Genomic DNA, 16,797 nt, shown 5'->3' with positions numbered 1-16,797 from the left:
GCGATTATGACAACGACGGACGTTTCGCCCTGCATGCCCTCTTTGTTCGCAAACGCGGCCATTCGTTCGCGTTACCGCCGCCGCAGCGATGGGCAGGCCGCCGGGTCCAGCGAGCGCCTGCTGCTGGATCTGATCCGCAGGACCGGGCAGTTCGAGCGTGCGGATCTGCCGCGCGCCAGCGGGCTCAGCGTGCCCGGCATCAAGGGCATCGTCGACCCGCTGGTGGCGCACGGCCTGCTGCAGCTGCGGCCCTCGTTGCGGCGTGGCCGCGGCCAACCGAGCGCGCAGGTGAGCCTGGTGCCGGGGTATGCATACAGCGTGGGGGTGTCGGTGATGGTCGATGGCTTCGCGGTGGTGCTGATCGACTTCGCCGGCCAGGTCCGTGGCATGCGCCAGCTTACGGCCTTCCCGCTGACGCTGGCGGTGGTGCGTGCACGCCTGCCGGCCTTGGTGGAGGCGCTGCTACGGACGGCCGGCGTGGATCGGCAGCATGTGTTCGGCGTCAGTCTGAGCATGACCGGCCCGCGCATCGGCGATGGCACCCGGGTCAATCCGCCCTTGTCGCTGGCAGCGGAATGGATGCAGGTGGAGCTGGACCGGTTTGTCGCCGATTGCCTGCAGCTACCGGTCTGGATGGACAACGACGCCCATTGCGCCGCCCTGGCCGAGGCCGTGTACGGCATTGGCCGCCAATCGCCGGATCTGGTCTATCTGTCGATCTCCGATGGCTTTGCTGCCGGCGTGATTGCTGCCGGCAACGTGCGCCGCGGCGCACACGGCAATGTGGGCGAACTGGGGCGCATTTCGGCCATCACCGGCATGGCGCGGCCAACGCTGGAAAGCCTGCGCCAGGCGCTGGTCGCCGATGGCCACGCGCTGCCAGACCTGCACACCATGCTGCAGCACTACGATGCGGCGTGGCCGCAGATCGACGCGTGGCTGGATGCAGTGCAACCGACCGTGACGCTTGCGGTGGCGGCGATCATTGCGTTGATCGATCCGCGTGTGATTGTTTTTGGCGCGCGCCTGCCATCCGATCTTGCGCAACGGCTGATCGCCCGCATCGCCTTCGAACCTGCGCCGCGGCGTGGCGTTGCATTGCCGTATCCGACCCTGCAGGTCGGGCAGGTGACGGCGCATGCCACCGTGCTGGGCGCGGCCATGCTGCCGTTCAAGGAAACGCTGTTCTAGCGCGCGTCATGCGCGGCGATGTGCGCGCCAAGCGCTGTGCAACGCTTCCAAACGAGGCATGCGCTGCCCGCTTGCACAACCCGCACAACGCGCGTAACGCAGGCATCGTTTCGCATCCCGGCGGTACTTTTCGCCTAAATCGCGAATTGTCATATGCCACGCGCTTTACTGGCCGCCCGCCGCGTTTTCGAGGTCATCATGCGTATCGGTCCTCTGCAACCTTCTGTCGCGCACACCGCTGCGCCGGCATTACCAACGCACACCAGTGCGGTCAGCCCGACGCAGGTGCCGCACATGCCGGGCGACACCCCGCCACTGCGAGAAAGGCCGCGTCGCCGAGCCGGCAGTGCGCCTCCGCTGGTGCCGTTGAACGACAGCGCGATGACCGGCAAGCCGGCCCTGGTGGCGCTCGACAGCGAATTCTCCGAGCAGCGTCTGGCCGAAGTGCAGGCGCGCCAGATCACCGTGCAGACACTGCAAACCAAGCTTGCCACGCATCTTGCGCAGGCCGGCACGGCGCTCAAACCCGACAGCATTGCGGCACGCTTTGCCGCCGGGCCACTGGAGCCGGTGTATCTGGATACCGCCGCCTTCAATGCCATGTCGCGCGGGCTGCCCGCACGCGCACGTGCGGCCGCTGGCCCGGTGCTGATCGATGCGCAACAAGGCCGCATCATCTTCAATCTGCAGCGCGCGTTTGCGCCTGGCGACAGTTTCAGCGACGCGGCGCTTGCCGCACTTGGCAAGCAGTTGAATCTTTCCGGCCATGGGCTGGCGATGCCGAACTGGCTGCAGCCTGCCGCACGCACGCCGGCGCGGCGCAAGTTGCAGCAAGCCGCGCGCTACCACGGCCACGAGGTGCCGGCCCGCGACGGTGGCGCCGGGTTCTTCAAGGCCAACGACCATCGTCTGCTGGAAGGCAAGCAAGCGCTGTTGCGCAATCATCGACAATCGCTCGTGCACGACCACTACTTCGAAGCACCCAGCACGCGTGCGTTCGGAAAGGACGTCATGGTGCATCGCGGGCTGTTCGATAACCACGCCGGCATCCCGGAAAACTCACTGGCATCCATCGATCATGCCTACGAGCAGGGCTACCGCAATCTGGAGCTGGACGTCGAGGTCAGTGCCGATGGCGTGCCGGTGTTGATGCACGATTTCAGCGTTGGCCGCATGGCAGGCGACCCGCAGAACCGCTTAGTGTCGCAGGTGCCGTTTGCCGAGCTGCGTGAAATGCCGTTGGTGATTCGCAACCCGTCTGACGGAAACTACGTCAAGACCGACCAGACCATCGCCGGCGTGGAGCAGATGCTGGAGCACGTGCTCAAAAAGCCCGAGCCGATGTCGGTGGCGCTGGATTGCAAGGAAAACACCGGCGAAGCGGTGGCGACGCTGCTGATGCGCCGGCCGGACCTGCGCAAGGCCGCGGCGATCAAGGTCTATGCCAAGTACTACACGGGCGGCTTTGACCAATTCCTGTCCAATTTGTACAAGCACTACCAGATCAACCCGGTGCACTCGCAGGATGCGCCGCGCCGCGCCGCGCTGGAACGTTTGCTGGCCAAGATCAACGTGGTGCCGGTCTTGAGCCAGGGCATGTTGAACGACGAGCGCTTGCGCGGCTTCTTTCGAAGCAATGAGCAGGGCGCTGCGGGGCTCGCGGACACCGCGATGCAGTGGCTGGACAGCTGGACCAAGATGCGCCCGGTGATCGTGGAGGCGGTGGCCACCGACGATAGCGATGCCGGCAAGGCCATGGAAGCGGCGCGGGCGCGGATGCGCCAGCCGGACTCGGCCTACGCAAAGGCCGCGTATTCGGTGAGCTACCGGTATGAGGACTTTTCCGTACCGCGCGCCAATCACGACAAGGACTACTACGTTTACCGCAACTTCGGCGAGCTTCAAAAGCTCACTGACGAAGCCTTCGGCGTCAAGCGCACCACGGCCGGTGCGTTTCGCGATGATGGCGAAAGCCTGTTGACCGATCAGCCCGAGGCGGAATTGCTCGCCATCCTGGAAAACCGCACGCTGGCCCGGGGCCATACCGGCAACGAACTCGACGTGCCGCCGGAAACGCCCATCGATATCAACCGGGACGCGGAGATCGTGAAGCAGCGAACCCAGCAATTCCAGGCCAGCTCCATCCCCGCCGACCCGAACCACATCGCCGCGGTTCGCGAAGGCAGACAACGCGATCACACCGCAGACATGGTCAATGACCCTGCAGCAACGCGTGCGATGGACAAGCGCGCCAAAGCGCTTGGTGTGTTGACCGACAAATACCGTGGCGCTCCTGTGACCCACTACCTCAATGAGCAGGCCAAGCAGACGGAGACGGATTGAGCCTTCCAACCTCACGGCTTCGGTTGGTAGGTTGAGCGCTTTGGGCGGCATGCAAGCGCCCAAGCCACGCTCGGGCAGCGTCAGGGATTGCGAGAGCTCATGCGCCCGCCGGCAAGCCAGCGCGCCGGGAGCGATTGGGCGCCTGATCAGGCGCGCTGCAGGGCACTGCGTCCACGTGCCGCGGCGTAGGATGTCGCGGCACGTGGACCTGCATCCGCACTTGCTTCCCATCGATTCATCGGTGGAGGCAAGTGCGTGATCTCTTCGGAGTAACCCCGCAGCCGCCTGCAGTGCGCCATCACTGGGTTGGATGCTTTGCATCGCAAGCATCCACCCATGGCGGATGCGCCATATGCTCGACACACGGCAATGAATGACCGGACGGGTGGTTGTGGATTGCACGCAACGTGCGCCAAGCGCCCTGTAGTGGGGTCAGTCAAGCCGACGTTCTGCCCCGCACCACCGACTCACCTCAATCGCTAGACCCGATCAAGGCCTGCATGCCAACGTCAGTGCGTTGCGCTCCTGCGCGTCCACCGCCACCAACCGTTGCATCAGTAGCGACAGCGTCACCACATCCTGGTGGTTGTGCTCGGCCACGCGGCGCAGGTTGCGCGCGCTGCCGCCACGCAGGTAACTCAACCAGGCGGCCGGGGCCTCGGAGCCGGGCAGGTCGTCTTCGCGTACCACGCGCAGCAGTTGCCGTTCGATGGTGGCGAGCTTGCAGTTCTCCCAGGTGCCGCGATAGCGCCGGCGGGTGGGGAACAGCAGGTCCACATGGTCCAGTGCAGAAAGCGGATCGCCGCGACGTGCCAGGCGGTAGCGCGTCTTCAGCAGCGGGGCGTCGTAGCAGCGACCGTTGTAACTGGACAGCACGGTGCGCGGTGTCAGCCAGGTGCGGAACAGATCCAGCATCGCGCTTTCGGCTGCCATCGTGGACATCATCAGTTGACGCACGCGCAGGCCGCTGCCTTGCACGGCATCGACGACCCAGTCGGCCACGCCGATCATGAAGGCGCGGGTGCCGGTACCGCCGGCCAGGCCGGTGGTTTCGGTATCGAAGAACAGCAGGTCCATCGGGTCGACGGCATCGTCGCGTTTGGCGAAAGCCAGCGAGAGCGCCTCGGTGGGAATCGCCTGCGGCAGGAACGCTTGGATCAGATGCAGGCCGGGCGCGATCTCGTTGCCGGGCAGAGATCGGTCGGTGGATGGCTCGCGGACCGGTGCGTGCGCCGAGACCGCGCGCTCGCGCAGGCCGATCATCTTGCGCAAGCCGGCGATGTCGGTGCGGCGTTGTACCGCATGTGCCGGCGACATCGATGCGGGCGATGCCGTCGTTGTGCCGCGCACTGTCGGCCAATGGCTTGCGCCATCCGCATCCACAGCGATGATTGCATCTACATCTACATCTACAGTCGACGGCAGCGCCGGCTTGTGGCGCACATCGTGCTCCACCCACGCAAATACCGATGCGTCGCGCGCAGGCGGTGCAGGTATGGACGACTGCAAGGCGCGGGGCGTGCGTGTTGATGCGGCGCGTGCCTCGTTCGGGCGACCGGCCACGGCGCCATGACGTGCAGCCGCGTTATCTCGCAGCGGCGGGCGCGCAGTAGGTAACGCGGCGCTGGGGACCGCTGCCCGCTGTGCGCGTGTCGGCATGACCGCATCGGCCTTGCGCGCGGCAGGCGTCAGCCCGCCAACCTGACGGCGCAGCAGGCGCAGACGTTCGGCGCTGACGCCTGGGGCATGACCAGGCGCAGGCGACCTGCCCTGCGTGTCCGCGCCGGCAGCCGGCGGCGCAACCTCACCGACAGGCGCAGCATCCACGGCCTTCGCATCCACCGCCGCCGCATCGTGCAGCGCATCGCCATCGTCAGCCTTCACAGGCGCAGGCACATCCGCCTGCCCGGCCTGACGCCGCAGCAAGCGCAGCCGGTCCGCACTCACACTCATGCAAGCACGTCCAGCGCCAGGTCGTCGTCCACCTGCGCGGCATGCCGCAACGGCGCATCGGCATCGAACAACAACGCCAGCACCGTCAGCGCCAGCGATTTGGGCGATTCGTCCTTGGCGGTCTCGTGCGCGGCCAGCACCGGGCCCACGCACGCCGGGCAACCGGCGCTGCAATCGCAACGCCGCACCAGCTCGTCGGCGCGCTGCAGCAGCTCGGCCTGGCGCAGCCACAGCGGCTCGCTCAAGCCCACCCCGCCAGGGAAGTTGTCGTACAGATACACCGTGGGCACGAACGCCTGCTGCAATTCCACCGTGGCCGCATCGCCTTCTTCCACGCCGCGCAGCTGCCCGCGCCCGGTCTGGTCGGCTACCGCAAACCACGCGCCATCGCCATTGCCTACGGCCTTTTGCAGATCGCGCGCATCGGCCATCACCGCCACCGTGGCGACCACGTGCAGCGCGTAGGCAGCACCGAGGAAGCCATCCAGCGCATCCTGCTTGGACGCAAAGGCCTTGCCCAGGGTCGCCTGCGGCAACTGCCACCATACCGCGGTGGTGTGCAATTCCTGGTCGGGCAGATTCACCGGCCCGTAGCCGATGTTTTCGTGCGTGTAGTAGCGGATCTTCTTGTAGCCGGACACGCGCCGCACCACATGCACTTCGCCGTGGTGCGAGTCGCCACGGCCGGCCACGCCGCCGTCGAAGCGGTCCAGCACCTTCAACTTGGTGTAGTCGATGCTATCGGTGTAGTAGTCCACATGCGTGCGCGTCACGTACGCCTTGCGGCCTTCCCAGTCTAGCCGCTCCACTTGGTACGGCGTGCTCTGCACCATGTGGATGGCGCCTTCGTACAAGGTGAGCGCAGCGGCCGAATAATCCACCTCGGCGATGATCTGCTGCTTGCCGTCGCTCTTGTCCACCACCACGAAATTGCCGTCGGCCACCGAGCGCAGGCTCACCGCATTGGCCGGGTAGCTGTCGGCGATCCATTCCCAGCGGTCGCCTTCCTGGTGGATCACCTCGCTTTCGGCCAGCGCTTCCAGGAACACCAGCGGGTCGATCGGGCCGAATGGCTCGTCGGCGATGAACGGCAGCTCGAAGGCCGCGCAACGGATGTGATCGAACAGGATCAGCGGCTGATCCGGCGCGGTACGCGCATGTTCGGGCGAGGCATCGGCGAAGAAATCCGGGTGCCGCACCACGTATTGGTCCAGCGGTTGCGAGCTGGCCACCAGCACGCCGAGCGCCGGTTGCTGGCGGCGCCCTGCGCGGCCGAAGCGCTGCCAGGTGGCGGCCACGCTGCCGGGGTAGCCGTTGAGGATCACCACGTCCAGTGCGCCGATATCCACGCCCAGCTCCAGCGCGGAGGTGGAAATGATGCCGTCGATATTGCCCGCACGCATCGCACGCTCTACCTCGCGACGCTCGGTGGGCAGATAGCCGCCGCGGTAGGCGCGAATGCGTGCCGGCTTGCGCGGGTCGTGGTCGAAGATGTCCTTCAGATACTTGGTCAGCACTTCCACCATCAGGCGCGTCTGCGCGAACACCAGCGTCTTCAGGCCGCTCTTGATGGCAATGCGCGCGATGCGGTTGCTCTGCGAACGCGCCGAGGCACGCAGGCCCAGATCCGCATTGACCACCGGCGGGTTCCACAACAGCACATGCTTGTCGCCGGTGGGCGCGCCGGATTCGGTGATGGCATGCACCTGCTCTTCGATCAAGGCCTGCGCGTGCGCATGCGGGTTGCCGATGGTGGCCGAGCACAGGATGAATTGCGGGGTGGCGCCATAGAACGCGCAGATGCGCTTGAGCCGGCGCAGCACGTTGGTGACATGGCTGCCGAATACGCCGCGGTAGGTGTGGATCTCGTCGATCACCACGTAGCGCAGGTTTTCGAAGAACTGCGCCCACTTGGTGTGGTGCGGCAGGATCGCCTGGTGCAGCATGTCCGGGTTGCTCACCACGATGTCGCCATGCAGCCGAATCGCCTGGCGCGCATCGCCGGGCGTGTCGCCATCGAAGGTGAAGGCTTTCACGCCCAGCTCGCCGGCGCGGTTCAACTCCAGCAGCTCGGCCACCTGGTCCTGCGCCAGCGCCTTGGTCGGGAACAGGTACAAGGCCTTGGCGCCGCTGGTCATCGCCGCGCTCACCACCGGCAGCGTGTAGCACAGCGATTTACCCGAGGCGGTGGGCGTCACGATTGCCACATGCTCGCCGCGCTGGGTCGCCGCCCAGGCATCGGCCTGGTGGCTGTAGAGCTGGCTGATGCCGCGCGCCTGCAGCGCATCGGCCAGCGCGCCGGGCACATCGCCGGGGATCGGCGCATAGCGGCCTGTGCGCCCGGGAATGGTGAAGCTGCCGGTGATGCGGTCGTGGTAACGCCGTTCCAGGCGCTCGGTGAGCAAGGCGCCATCGCGGCTGGGCCGGCCGTAGGTGGTGGCCAGCGCGCGTTCGGCGGTTTCGGTGCGGGGAGCGAGGGCAAACGGCGGCATACGGCAAGGGCTCCCAAAGAGGGAGATCAAACGAAAAGCATGTCTCAGGGTATGAGACCGGCGCGCCCGCGCCCAGCCTGCCTCACTGAGCGGATTCAGCAAGCCGGGTATCCTGTCGCCCCCACAGCAGTCACGGCTGCCTTGCACGCTGGGGGATCCCCCACACCGAAGAAACGCCGTGCCCGTGCCTGCCAACGTCACTGCTCCGCATTACAAGTCCGTCTCTGCCCGCCGCGCCGATATCGCGGTACATGCCGCCGGCCTGTTGCTGGCCATCGTCGGCGGCGCCTGGATGGTGGTGCGCGCGCACGCCAACCAGACCATGCTGCTGGCCACCTGCATCTATGCGCTGGGGCTGCTGGTGATGTTCGCCTGTTCGGCGGCCTACAACTTCGCCCCGCCGCAGCGCCAACCGATGCTGCGCAAGTTCGATCACGCCGGCATCTTCGTCATGATTGCCGGTTCCTACACGCCGTTTTTCCTGGTGGCACTGGACGGCAGCTGGCGCTGGGTGATGATCCTCAGCGTCTGGTGCGTGGCCTTGTTCGGCGTATTCGCCAAGCTGTGCCTGCCCGGCATCGCCAAGGGCTTCTGGGTGGCGATCTATCTGCTGCTGGGCTGGGCCGGCATCGTGGTGATCAACCAGATGATCGCCGGGCTGGACAGCGCGGTGCTGTGGCTCATCGTTGCCGGCGGCGCCTTCTACACCGTGGGCGTGGCGTTCTACGTGCGCAAATCCATGGTCTACAACCGCGCCATCTGGCACGCCCATGTGCTGGGCGGCGCATTGTCGCACTGGTGCGCCATCTGGCTGTGCCTGCGGCCGTTGGGCGAGGGGTGACCACGCAGTGTGGCGTCCTCGGGCCGGCCGCTTGCCTCGCCCGAAGTGATACTTTAATGTCACTGCATGCGCACCGAACTTGTCACCACGCTCAAGCGTCAGGCGACCGAACTCCTTGCAGCTGCAGAGCGCGACAAGGAGCCAATCCTGATCACACAGCACGGTTTACCCAGTGCCTATCTGGTGGATGTTGCCAGCTATGAGCGCATGCAGCAGCGCATTGCGCTCCTCGAAGGAATCGCCCGTGGAGAAATGGCAGTCGCGGAAGGCCGTACGCTGAGCCATGAACAGGCACAGCAACGCATGGCGCGATGGCTGAAATAATCTGGTCGGTGCCGGCATTGGCTGATCTGGACGCAATTGCCGACTACATCGCAATCGATAACGCACCCGCTGCAGCGGCGCTGGTGAAACGGGTGTTTGCGCACGTTGAGCAATTGATCGAACACCCGGACAGCGGAAGCCGGCCACAGGAACTCAAGCGCTCGCGCTATCGCCAGATTGTCGAACCACCTTGCCGCGTGTTCTACCGCGTGGATGGGCAGCGCATCGTGGTGGTGCACGTCATGCGGTCGGAGCGCGCGCTTCGCGGGAACCGTCTTTCACGCTAAGAGCGGCCAACAAGACCGCGGCACAGCCGCCAGGCAGGCGCGGCCGGTGCTCGGTGCGGCATGCACCACGCCGACACTGCGGTTGTGAGTGCGCCGTCCACATCCAGCGGACGACGGCTCGCCACGGTCTGTGCGCCGCTCTATGGCCGGCAGGCGCTCCAAGCCCTGCCGCATCCCATCATTCCACCACGCGCGGTGCCAACAGGTCGTCCAATCCCACACGGTGCAGCATCTCTGCACGCAGGCGATCGAGGACCGCGAAGCCCACGTCGGCGCCATCGCCCGCCGGGTCGATATGCACCCGGAACGGCCGCTTGCCGAACGGTGCGTTCACCACCTGCACGATCGCTTGCGCCACCTCGGCCACGTCGGCGTCTTCGGGCACCAGGCGCGCAAACGCCTGCTGCACCTGTTCGCCAAAGCCTGCATACGGGCCGGCCTCGTACGCAGCGGCGCGCGCGGCATCGTCCGGCGTCCCGGCATGGGCGAAGTGGTTGGTGCCCTTGGTGAAGGCGCCGGGCACGATGATCGAGGTCTCGATGCCCCAGCGCGCCAACTCGCGTGCGTACTGCACCGCCAAGGCATCCATCGCCGCCTTGGCCGCGAAGTAAGGGCCCAGATACGGGGGGGTGCCGCCTGCCGAGCTGCTGCTGGACACCCACACCAACAGGCCCTGCTGCTGTGCCCGCAATTGCGGCAATGCCGCGCGGTTGACCCTCTGCGTACCCAGCACGTTGATGTCGTAGACCTGTGCCAGCTGTCCGGCGGTGAACGCTTCGGCCGGGCCGAACACCATGTGCCCGGCGTTGTGCACCACCACGTCCAGCCCACCGGCCTGCGCCACGATGGATGCCACCGCCGCGTCGGCCGAGGCCTGCGATTGCACGTCTAGCTCTAGCGCGTGCAAGGCCAGCTGCTGCTTGCCCGCCAGGTCGGCCATCTCCTGCGCCACGCCGGCATTGCGGCCGGCGGTATCGCGCATGGAGGCGTAGACGGTGTGGCCGGCGGCGGCCAGCGCTTGCGCGGCCAATCGGCCAAAGCCGCTGGACGCGCCAGTCACCAGAATGCGTTTGCTCATGTCATTGCTCCTCGAGGGGGAAACCAGCAGCGTGCGCACTGCCGCGCGCCGCAGCGGGTCAGACCATGCCGCCGTTGGCGCGCAGGACCTGGCCATTGATCCAGCCGCCATCCGGGCCGACCAGGAATGCCACCGCCGCCGCGATGTCGTCCGGGCAGCCAAGACGTTCCAGCGGGTTGGCCTTGGACAAGCGTTCGATCAACTCCGGCGACTTGCCGTCCAGGAACAGCGCCGTGCCGGTCGGGCCAGGCGCCACCGCGTTGACGGTGATGGCACGCCCGCGCAATTCCTTGGACAGGATCGCTGTCAGCGTTTCCACCGCCGCCTTGGTGGCCGCATACACCCCGTAGGTTTCCAGCTTCAGGCCGACCACGCTGGTGGACAGGTTGACGATGCGGCCCCCGTCGCGCAGCCGTCGTGCGGCCTGGCGCAGCGTGTTGAAGGTGCCTTTCAGATTGATCGCGATGTGTTTGTCGAACAAGGCATCGTCGCTGTCGGCCAGCGTGGCCAGCTGCATGATGCCGGCGTTGTTGACCAGCACATCCACGCCGCCGAACGCAGTCTCGGCCGCGGCAAACAGGCGCGCGACGGCGGCCGGGTCGCTGACATCGGCCTGCACGCTGATCGCGCGGCCACCGTCCGCTTCGATGCTGCGCACCAGTCGATCGGCCTCATCCGCATGGCCGGCGTAATTGAGCACCACGGCAAAGCCATCGCCGGCCAATCGCTGCGCGATGGCAGCGCCAATACCGCGCGAGGCGCCGGTCACCAATGCAACTTTATGCTGCTGAGTCATGCAAGTTCTTCCGTCATGCCGCGGGCTGCGGCGTTGCGGAAACTATCCAATGCAATGACACGACGATCATCACACTAAACTGCACAGCATTGTTTCCAGCGCCCGAACAGTGGGCAGGGAGTGCCATGGATCGGTTCGACGCCATGCGGTTGTTCGTGCGGATCGTGGAGCGGCGCAGCTTCACCGCAGCGGCCAACGACATGGAAATTCCGCGCTCCACCGCCACCAAGGTCATTGCCGAGATGGAAGCGCGCCTGGGTGTGCGCCTGCTACAGCGCACCACGCGCGTGGTGCGGCCCACGCTCGATGGCGAGCTCTTCCATCAACGCTGCATGCGCATCCTGGACGACGTGGACGATGCCGAAGGCGGCTTCCGCGGCGTGGCGCCCAAGGGGCTGTTGCGGGTGGACGTGCAGGGCACGCTGGCGCGGCACTTCCTGCTGCCCGGGTTGCCGGCATTCTTTGCGCACTACCCGCAGATCCAGCTGGTGATGAGCGAGAGCGACCGCTGGGTGGATCTGGTGGAAGAAGGCATCGACTGCGTGCTGCGCTATGGCCCGCTGCGCGACAGCGAACTGGTCGCACGCCGCGTGGCCATGCTCGAACGCCTCACCTGCGCCACGCCGCAATACCTGCAACGTTTCGGCATGCCTACACAGCTGGAAGCGCTGGACCAACACCGCATGGTTGGCTTGCGTTCGATCACCACCGGCGTGGTCACGCCGCTGGAGTTCCAGACCGCCCAGGGGCTGCGTACCTTCGCATTGCCCAGCCCGCTCAGCGTCACCGGGACCGAAAGCTATCTGGCCGGCATCCGGCTTGGCCTGGGCATCGCGCAGGTGCCGCGCTTCCATGTGGCGCACGACCTGCAGCAAGGCACGCTGGTGGAAATCCTGCGCGATACCCCGCCGCCGTCCAATCCGGTGTCGCTGCTGTATTCCCGCGCCCGCCAGCCGTCGCCACGCGTGCGCGTGTTTCTGGACTGGGCCGCTGGCGAATTTGCCAAACAGGCCGGCGTGGCGCAGCCAATCGGCTAATCGCACCGGCGGGCTTTGTATTGCAGGTGGTCGGTGGCATCCGCAACACGGCGCGCGGCGGCAACCTGCACCATCCGCGCATCGCTGTCAGCCATCATCGGCCGCCGTGCACCGCGTGCCGGAGCACTGCAGGCATCGCATGGGCACTGCACCTGCGTTGACGCCTCACCGCTGTGGCACGCGCACACCCACACCAAACCCTTGCATCGGCAGACACGGTTCCCCAGGCGCGCGCCGCTGCACCCACATATCGCCCATCATCCGGTCCAGCCCACGGTCCAATCCGGTTACCAACCCGGCGCCCGGGGTAAAGGTGAGTTCGCCGAAATACACCTGCCCGTGCTGGATATACCAATCCACTCGCACATAGTCGAAGTCGCTGGCCAGCACCTTGCTCAGTTCCAGCGCCTGCTCAAGAAGTTCCGGCGCACATGGCGGCGCGCGACCGTCGTCGCGGATGCGGTGAAAGGCATCGTGCAAGTTGCCGACGAAAAACGTCATCGACAATTTCGGCGTGTCGAAGCGGCCGTAAATCACCTGCAGCACGTACTTGAAGGTGCCATCGGCCTGCCGAAACATATGGAACTTGTAGTCCACCGGCACTTGCTGCGCATCGCCGATGTATTTTTCCACCAGAATGCGTGGCGGAATATCGCGGTAATGGATCTCGCGCACCATGTCGGAAAAATCCGTGCGCATCCATTGGCCGCAACGCGCGATGATGCGGCGTTTCTGCTGCGCATCCGGCTCTTCGCGCACCACTTCCACCATGGCCGCGCCGTGGTTGGCCTTGATCACCGTCTGCTGCCATTGCGGCAAGCGCAGCAAATCTTGCGGATCGGTGGTGTCCAGTAATAGCGGGATCAGATGCGCCTGGCCGATCTTGGCCGCCACATACGGCCGCACCGCAAACTTGTCGGCCAACCGCTGGTATTGCAGGTAATCACCGTGCACACACTTGCGGTAGAGGATCTTCTCGTTGAAGCATTTCGGCGCGTACAGATCCGGCAGGCGTCCAAACGTATGCAGGAAGTACAGCCGGTCCTGATGCCGCCAAGGCAGCGTACGCACCAGGCTGCGCGCGCCCTTGCGCAGCAGGCGCTTGAGGGTGGCCGCATCTGCCGCGGTGCGCGGTAATGCGGCCGGGCGGGCAGTGCCCACGGCCAACGCTGGCAGCAACGCGGCCCATGGTTGCCCTGCGGCCCCATGCGCACCCATCGGCTGCGTCTGCAGCCCCATCCTGTTCTCGGCCATATCCAGATCTTTCTTCCGCTATAAAGTGAGATATCCATCACATTTTGCGTGATGTCAGTCACGGTATACGGAAAAAATGAGACGAGGGTTGCGAAACGTCTCAAGCGACCTGATTACGCAAACATCGCGTTGCTTTTGGCCTAAAACAGCCGAATTTCGTGTTTTGTTGCGTCTGCTTTGACGCGTTGCAGGAGCCAACGCGAGCGTCCGCGCCGGTTGAGTGCCTATGGACGTAAACACATGGGAAAAACCGGACTGAGTCGTATGGTGAGTGCTCGCCAATACCCGAGGATGTCAGTGCGCGCCAGCATTTAAAGCAGCACGTTGTCGCGTGCTGATGCGCCTGCGTTAGTCGACGTCGAAGCTAGTAGACGCTGTTGTACAGATCGGCGTGCATTGCTTGCGCGGTGCGCGGTCGACAGCCTGGCTTACACACCCGGCTGCATCTCGCGCAGCTGTCTTGACCGCGTCATCGCCGCCACGCAAGGTGCAGGCTCCAAGGAGCAACGCAGATGCGGCGATGTGCAACCCGGCATATCCCGCACGCCAACAGGACAGCCTCATGAAATTCGCCAGCATCGCACTGACCGCACTCACTGCAATGGCAGTCATTAGCTGCACAAATGCGCCAACGCCAACGCCAACGCCAACGCAAACGCCTGCACATGCAACGTCAGTCGCCGCGCCGACAGTCCACGCACGCACCGCCAACGACAGCGCCGCCTCGAATAACACGCCGCAGCCATCGGTTACACGCGCAGCGCCGACCCATGCCGACACCACGCCGTATCTCCGCCAGCCCGGCGCCTATGCCTGCATCGCTGGCGGCCCGCTGCTGGCCAGCTCGCAGGCAGAAGCGCACTGGCTGATTGCCCACGGCTACCCATCGCCGGCCGAGCACGCACGCTTGAGCAAGCTGGATCTGGCCCAGTTGCAGGCCGAATCGCAGGCGGGCAATCCGGCCGCCATAGTGTTCTACGGCAGCAAGACCGCACTCAGCGGCAGCTTCCAGAGCGGCGTGGCGATCTTGCGGAAGGCCGCAGCCACCGGAAGTATCTACGCCTACTACGGGCTGTCCGAGACCTACAACGGCGACACCCCGCAAAAGAACCTGGTCGAGAGCGCAGCGTATCTGCGGCTCGCCTATTTGCTCGGCGATCGCAAGGCATCGGCAGCGATGGCAGAACGAGGCTTGAGCACAATTGAAAGCATCGCCGCAGACGAGCGCGCTGCAGTGCTGTATCAGACCTTTGCCAACTCCCCGCGCCCGTCTCCACGGCCGTTTGAGTGATGTGTGATGGTGGGCGACAGCAGCTGTAGCCTGGAGTCAGCTGGGTGCGCTATCAGCAGATGCTCTTGCGGCAAACAACCGCGCACCAATCGCGCGCGCTGCGTCCAAGTGCGATTGCGGAAAGCCCGCATCCGGCACCGTCAGCAACTCTGAGGTGCGCACCGGCGCACCGCAAAAATCGAAGATGCCGTGGTTGATCTGCGTCTTCATCGCACCGAAGTAGCCGTGCCGCGCGTAGGTGCGCTCGTCCGCACCGCCAATGGCCAGCAGGTGCACATCAAGATGCTGCAGCTTCTTCACGATCTTGCCATCGGCACTTTCATCGAACGCCCAGCCCAGCGTAAACACCCGGTCGATCCAGCCTTTCAGCAGCGCCGGAAACGACCACCAGTAAATCGGAAACACCAGCACAAGCGCATCGGCGCGGTCAAGCCGCGCGTGTTCGGCCGCCACATCCGGCGCAGGTGCAGCGCGCTGCTGAAAGAGTGCGATGTCGGCTTGGTTGAAGCGCGGGTCGAAGCCTTCCTGCGCCAAGTCGGCCAGTTCAAACGTGTGGCCGCCGCCGGCCTCCTGCAGCCCCGCGCTCACCTGCGCGGCAATGGCGTGGGTCAGCGAGCGCGGCTCGGGGTGTGCGACAACAATCAGTGCATGCATGTAGGTATCACTCCAAAAATAAGCGCGGCTTCTCGTGCATCCGCATCAATGCGGCAGCAGCTACCGGCGTGTTGCAAGAACACTGGCAGCGCGAAGTGTGGTGGGGCCAGGTAGCGAGCAAGGCAAGTGATGCATGCTCACTTGGGGTAACGCACGGGGGCGCTTCTCGTGCGCCGCTGCAGTAATCGCTTGGCATAGTGTTGATATGCGGGGACTCTAAAAAGCAGGCACACAGTACGGCGCATATCGCCAGATAACTGGCCCAGAAAGCACCATCGGTCTAGTAGTATCTGCCTTATCGCGCGCTGCAACCAGACTTGTGTGAGCGAGATAATCGGCCTAATTTCGCCACGCCACCACTTGGGTGACTAGAAGGTCAAGCACATGGCAACCAACGAGAAAACCGGCCCGAAAGCGGCCAAGGCCGCAAGCAAGGTCTTGCGTAGCGGCAGCACCGGAAAGGATTCAAAAACAGCGGCCGCGTCCGCTTTGAGTCAAGCGCCGGATAAGAAGGGCAAAAAGAAATAAGCGAGCGCTGCAGTAAATCGGTAGAGGCGCTACAGCGACGAGGAGCGTTTCACCGCACGATTTGGCACATTCAATTACAGTGATGACATCACTGATGAAAATTTCAGGTATTTCACTGAGAAAAATTTTGCATAAATAGAATGTGCAATTGGAGTGAATTTTTAGACGGATGACAAGCAGACAAGGTTAGCTAGATTACTGTTTGGCGCTTATTGCCATGGCCGCTTGAGATAGCTAAGGAAGCATTAAACCAAGGATTGTTTTATGTCGATAGCTAACGGTAACTCAGAGCCTGTATTTCTGAATAATATTATTTACCTGAAATTAATCTCTCGCTGCTCCGACGTCCCCCCAATTTTGAGTAGCACCTCAGTTTGGAGTCCAATTCCCTACCCCAAGGAGATTGGACGTGAAGAAGCGTTTTTCCGAAGAACAGATCATCGGCTTCCTGCGCGAAGCCGAAGCGGGCATAGCGATCAAGGACTTATGCCGGCGGCATGGCTTCAGTGAGGCCTCGTACTATCTGTGGCGCAGCAAATTCGGCGGCATGAGCGTGCCCGACGCCAAGCGGCTCAAGGACCTTGAGGCCGAGAACGCGCGGCTAAAGAAGTTGCTGGCCGAGCAGTTGTTCGAGAACGACCTGATCAAGGATGCGTTGCGAAAAAAGTGGTGAGCGCACCGGCGCGTCGTGCGCTGGTGCGCGAGTGGATCGGGCGTGGTGCTAGCGA

General features: G+C 64.5%; 14 protein-coding genes, 1 other RNA gene and 1 pseudogene. 10 read left to right on the top strand and 6 right to left on the bottom strand.

The genetic code is table 11. The annotated features are described in order from the left end of the window. The first annotated feature begins 33 nt into the window (after positions 1 to 33). The gene (locus tag F7R02_RS13570) at positions 34 to 1,191 is read left to right on the top strand and encodes an ROK family protein (protein WP_078589062.1); all 1,158 of its coding nucleotides are present in this window, start codon (positions 34 to 36) and stop codon (positions 1,189 to 1,191) included. A gap of 153 nt (positions 1,192 to 1,344) precedes the next feature. Continuing rightward, positions 1,345 to 3,534: a type III secretion system effector avirulence protein AvrBs2 gene (avrBs2, locus tag F7R02_RS13560; RefSeq protein WP_172397190.1), complete on the top strand. Its 2,190-nt coding sequence runs from the start codon at positions 1,345 to 1,347 to the stop codon at positions 3,532 to 3,534. Positions 3,535 to 4,023: 489 nt separating this feature from the next. Here avrBs2 and F7R02_RS13550 read toward each other — a convergent pair whose 3' ends face one another. Both F7R02_RS13550 and F7R02_RS13545 read right to left on the bottom strand, forming a co-directional pair. Further along, a complete protein-coding gene (locus F7R02_RS13550; RefSeq protein WP_078589060.1) occupies positions 4,024 to 5,487 on the bottom strand; it encodes a ribonuclease H-like domain-containing protein in 1,464 nt (487 codons plus the stop codon). Next, complete coding sequence (locus F7R02_RS13545) at positions 5,484 to 7,979, bottom strand: DEAD/DEAH box helicase (protein ID WP_167521029.1); 2,496 nt, start codon at positions 7,977 to 7,979, stop codon at positions 5,484 to 5,486. Before F7R02_RS13545 ends, F7R02_RS13550 begins: the two co-directional genes overlap by 4 nt. Positions 7,980 to 8,157: 178 nt before the next feature. Between F7R02_RS13545 and trhA the strand changes: the two genes are divergently transcribed. The 4 genes from trhA (at position 8,158) to F7R02_RS13525 (ending at position 9,568) form a co-directional block, all read left to right on the top strand. Further along, on the top strand, positions 8,158 to 8,820 hold the full coding sequence (gene trhA, locus F7R02_RS13540; protein ID WP_005912558.1) for a PAQR family membrane homeostasis protein TrhA: 663 nt from the start codon (positions 8,158 to 8,160) through the stop codon (positions 8,818 to 8,820). Positions 8,821 to 8,886: 66 nt separating this feature from the next. Next, positions 8,887 to 9,144: a type II toxin-antitoxin system Phd/YefM family antitoxin gene (locus tag F7R02_RS13535; protein WP_005912560.1), complete on the top strand. Its 258-nt coding sequence runs from the start codon at positions 8,887 to 8,889 to the stop codon at positions 9,142 to 9,144. Continuing rightward, positions 9,132 to 9,431, top strand: a complete 300-nt coding sequence (locus tag F7R02_RS13530) for a type II toxin-antitoxin system RelE/ParE family toxin (protein WP_033479617.1) — start codon at positions 9,132 to 9,134, stop codon at positions 9,429 to 9,431. The genes F7R02_RS13535 and F7R02_RS13530 overlap by 13 nt, the downstream gene beginning before the upstream one ends. 60 nt (positions 9,432 to 9,491) lie before the next feature. Then, a non-coding RNA gene (locus tag F7R02_RS13525) (sX9 sRNA) lies at positions 9,492 to 9,568 on the top strand. A gap of 41 nt (positions 9,569 to 9,609) precedes the next feature. Here F7R02_RS13525 and F7R02_RS13520 read toward each other — a convergent pair. Further along, on the bottom strand, positions 9,610 to 10,509 hold the full coding sequence (locus tag F7R02_RS13520; RefSeq protein WP_078589058.1) for an SDR family NAD(P)-dependent oxidoreductase: 900 nt from the start codon (positions 10,507 to 10,509) through the stop codon (positions 9,610 to 9,612). Between the two features lie 58 nt (positions 10,510 to 10,567). Beyond that, positions 10,568 to 11,305, bottom strand: coding sequence for an SDR family oxidoreductase (locus F7R02_RS13515; protein WP_033484701.1), 738 nt, complete (start codon positions 11,303 to 11,305; stop codon positions 10,568 to 10,570). Positions 11,306 to 11,430: 125 nt separating this feature from the next. On the opposite strand from F7R02_RS13515, the gene F7R02_RS13510 reads away from it, so the two are divergent. Further along, complete coding sequence (locus F7R02_RS13510) at positions 11,431 to 12,342, top strand: LysR family transcriptional regulator (protein ID WP_078589056.1); 912 nt, start codon at positions 11,431 to 11,433, stop codon at positions 12,340 to 12,342. Between the two features lie 165 nt (positions 12,343 to 12,507). Here the strand turns inward: F7R02_RS13510 and F7R02_RS13505 are convergent, their stop codons facing one another. Continuing rightward, positions 12,508 to 13,581, bottom strand: coding sequence for an ATP-grasp fold amidoligase family protein (locus F7R02_RS13505; RefSeq protein WP_078536486.1), 1,074 nt, complete (start codon positions 13,579 to 13,581; stop codon positions 12,508 to 12,510). A 577-nt stretch (positions 13,582 to 14,158) separates the two neighbouring features. On the opposite strand from F7R02_RS13505, the gene F7R02_RS13495 reads away from it, so the two are divergent. Continuing rightward, positions 14,159 to 14,887: a hypothetical protein gene (locus F7R02_RS13495; RefSeq protein ID WP_078589055.1), complete on the top strand. Its 729-nt coding sequence runs from the start codon at positions 14,159 to 14,161 to the stop codon at positions 14,885 to 14,887. A gap of 36 nt (positions 14,888 to 14,923) precedes the next feature. Here the strand turns inward: F7R02_RS13495 and F7R02_RS13490 are convergent, their stop codons facing one another. Further along, the gene (locus F7R02_RS13490) at positions 14,924 to 15,541 is read right to left on the bottom strand and encodes an NAD(P)H-dependent oxidoreductase (RefSeq protein ID WP_078589053.1); all 618 of its coding nucleotides are present in this window, start codon (positions 15,539 to 15,541) and stop codon (positions 14,924 to 14,926) included. A 384-nt stretch (positions 15,542 to 15,925) separates the two neighbouring features. On the opposite strand from F7R02_RS13490, the gene F7R02_RS26370 reads away from it, so the two are divergent. Together F7R02_RS26370 and F7R02_RS13485 are read left to right on the top strand one after the other, a co-directional pair. Continuing rightward, positions 15,926 to 16,069: a hypothetical protein gene (locus F7R02_RS26370; RefSeq protein ID WP_164496994.1), complete on the top strand. Its 144-nt coding sequence runs from the start codon at positions 15,926 to 15,928 to the stop codon at positions 16,067 to 16,069. A gap of 409 nt (positions 16,070 to 16,478) precedes the next feature. Then, a pseudogene (locus F7R02_RS13485) lies at positions 16,479 to 16,797 on the top strand (transposase); the annotation flags it as partial.

The sequence above is a fragment of the Xanthomonas cissicola genome, from assembly GCF_008801575.1.
Classification (GTDB): Bacteria; Pseudomonadota; Gammaproteobacteria; order Xanthomonadales; family Xanthomonadaceae; genus Xanthomonas; species Xanthomonas cissicola.
The sequence above is the reverse complement of the archived record's forward strand: the minus strand, read 5'-3'. Positions and strand labels throughout refer to the sequence as shown.

What these genes read in the sequence shown, in the direction of transcription:
- F7R02_RS13570 (WP_078589062.1), top strand. Translation starts at nt 34, where the DNA reads ATGCCCTCTTTGTTCGCAAACGCGGCCATTCGTTCGCGTTACCGCCGC.
- avrBs2 (WP_172397190.1), top strand. Translation starts at nt 1,345, where the DNA reads ATGCCACGCGCTTTACTGGCCGCCCGCCGCGTTTTCGAGGTCATCATG.
- F7R02_RS13550 (WP_078589060.1), bottom strand. Translation starts at nt 5,487, where the DNA reads ATGAGTGTGAGTGCGGACCGGCTGCGCTTGCTGCGGCGTCAGGCCGGG.
- F7R02_RS13545 (WP_167521029.1), bottom strand. Translation starts at nt 7,979, where the DNA reads ATGCCGCCGTTTGCCCTCGCTCCCCGCACCGAAACCGCCGAACGCGCG.
- F7R02_RS13535 (WP_005912560.1), top strand. Translation starts at nt 8,887, where the DNA reads ATGCGCACCGAACTTGTCACCACGCTCAAGCGTCAGGCGACCGAACTC.
- F7R02_RS13530 (WP_033479617.1), top strand. Translation starts at nt 9,132, where the DNA reads ATGGCTGAAATAATCTGGTCGGTGCCGGCATTGGCTGATCTGGACGCA.
- F7R02_RS13520 (WP_078589058.1), bottom strand. Translation starts at nt 10,509, where the DNA reads ATGAGCAAACGCATTCTGGTGACTGGCGCGTCCAGCGGCTTTGGCCGA.
- F7R02_RS13515 (WP_033484701.1), bottom strand. Translation starts at nt 11,305, where the DNA reads ATGACTCAGCAGCATAAAGTTGCATTGGTGACCGGCGCCTCGCGCGGT.
- F7R02_RS13510 (WP_078589056.1), top strand. Translation starts at nt 11,431, where the DNA reads ATGGATCGGTTCGACGCCATGCGGTTGTTCGTGCGGATCGTGGAGCGG.
- F7R02_RS13505 (WP_078536486.1), bottom strand. Translation starts at nt 13,581, where the DNA reads ATGGGGCTGCAGACGCAGCCGATGGGTGCGCATGGGGCCGCAGGGCAA.
- F7R02_RS13495 (WP_078589055.1), top strand. Translation starts at nt 14,159, where the DNA reads ATGAAATTCGCCAGCATCGCACTGACCGCACTCACTGCAATGGCAGTC.
- F7R02_RS13490 (WP_078589053.1), bottom strand. Translation starts at nt 15,541, where the DNA reads ATGCATGCACTGATTGTTGTCGCACACCCCGAGCCGCGCTCGCTGACC.
- F7R02_RS26370 (WP_164496994.1), top strand. Translation starts at nt 15,926, where the DNA reads ATGGCAACCAACGAGAAAACCGGCCCGAAAGCGGCCAAGGCCGCAAGC.